Raw genomic sequence first — 1,587 nt, 5'->3', positions numbered from 1 at the left:
GGCAGCGGGTGGACTGGGCCGCGTTGTACGCGGGCAGCGGTGCCCGGCTGACCGACCTGCCCACCTATCCCTTCCAGCACCGCCCCTACTGGCTCCCGCCGACGCCGTCGGGTGCGCGCGGGCCCGCCGGTCTGGGCCTGTCGGGACCGGGGCATCCGTTGCTGACCACGGCCGTGGAGCTCGCCGGCGGTGACGGCGGCGCGGTCTTCGTCGGCCGGCTCTCGCTGCACACGCACCCCTGGCTCGCCGACCACCGCGTCGGCGCCACGGCGGTCCTCCCCTCCGCCGCCCTGGTCGAACTGGCGGTCCGGGCGGGCGACGAGGCCGGCTGCTCCGGCGTGGCCGAGCTGACGCCCGGCGTCCCGCTGACCGTTCCGGACCGGGGCGCCGTCCAGGTCCAGGTGGCCCTCGCGGCGGCCGACGAGGACGGTTCCCGGCGGATCACCATCGGGTCCCGCCCGGACGGGAACGACGATCCGTCCGCGGCCTGGGAGGTCCACGCCACCGGGCGGCTCACGGAGCCCGCCCAGGCACCCCTGATCTCCCTGGCCGACTGGCCCCCGGCCGACGCGACCCCGGTCGGGCTCGACGGCCTCTACGAACGGCTGGCGGAACAGGGCCACGTCCACGGGCCGGTGTTCCAGGGGCTGCGGGCGCTGTGGCGGCGGGGCGAGGACCTGTACGCCGAGGTGCGGCTGCCCGAGGAGACCGAGCCGGACACCTTCGGAATCCATCCCGCGCTGCTCGACTCCGCGCTGCACGCCCTGCTCGCCGACGGCCAGGAGGTCACCGGGCTGTCCTGGCACGGGTTCCACCTGCACGCCACCGGCTCGCGCGCGCTGCGGGTGCGGATCAGGTCCACCGGTGCGGACGCGTTCCGGCTGTGGCTGGCGGACGAGGCCGGTGAGGCGGTCGCCGAGGCCGGCGCGCTGCGACGGCGTCCGGCGGCGTCCACCGGGCGCTCCGACTCGGTGACCGGTGACTCGCTCTTCCACGTGGCCTGGTCGCCGGTGGCCCTGCCCGACCCGGACGACCTGGCCCCCACCCTGCTGTCCGCGCTCGGCGACACCCCGCTGGACGGCCTCGCCCGCCGTGTCGGAAGCGTCGCGGAGGCCACCGGGGACGTCCTGGTCGCCGTACTGGACGAGGCCGCCGGGGACGACCCGGCGCGGGCCGCGCACCGGGCGGCGGTCCGGGCGCTGGAACTGGTGCAGCAGGCGCTGGAGTCCGAGACGTCCCGGCTCGTGCTGGTGACGACCGGTGCCGTCGCCACCCGGGACGGGGAGGACGTGGAACTCGCCCTCGCTCCGGTGTGGGGCCTGGTCCGCTCGGCCCAGGTCGAGAACCCCGGCCGTTTCACCCTGATCGACCTCGACGGCAGCCCGGCCAGCGCCGAACGGCTCCCCGCCGCGATCGCGGCCGGCCACGAACAGCTCGCCCTCCGCGCGGGCCGGGCGAGCACGCCCAGGCTGGCCCGGGTGCGCCCGTCGGACGCGGTCGGGGGCCGTCCGGTGCCCGATCCGCAGGGCACGGTCCTGATCACCGGCGGCACCGGCGCCCTGGGCGCCCTCTTCGCCCGGCACCTGG

General features: G+C 77.3%; 1 protein-coding gene. It reads left to right on the top strand.

What is annotated here, in order from left to right:
• The coding region (locus IG88_RS39775; protein WP_037837557.1) for a SpnB-like Rossmann fold domain-containing protein at positions 1-1,587 on the top strand (1,587 nt) is incomplete at both ends.

It is taken from the genome of Streptomyces sp. NRRL F-5650 (assembly GCF_000721365.1).
GTDB classification, from domain to species: domain Bacteria; phylum Actinomycetota; class Actinomycetes; order Streptomycetales; family Streptomycetaceae; genus Streptomyces; species Streptomyces ardesiacus.
Note: the sequence above shows the minus strand (reverse complement) of the source record. Positions and strands in the feature narration are given on the sequence as shown.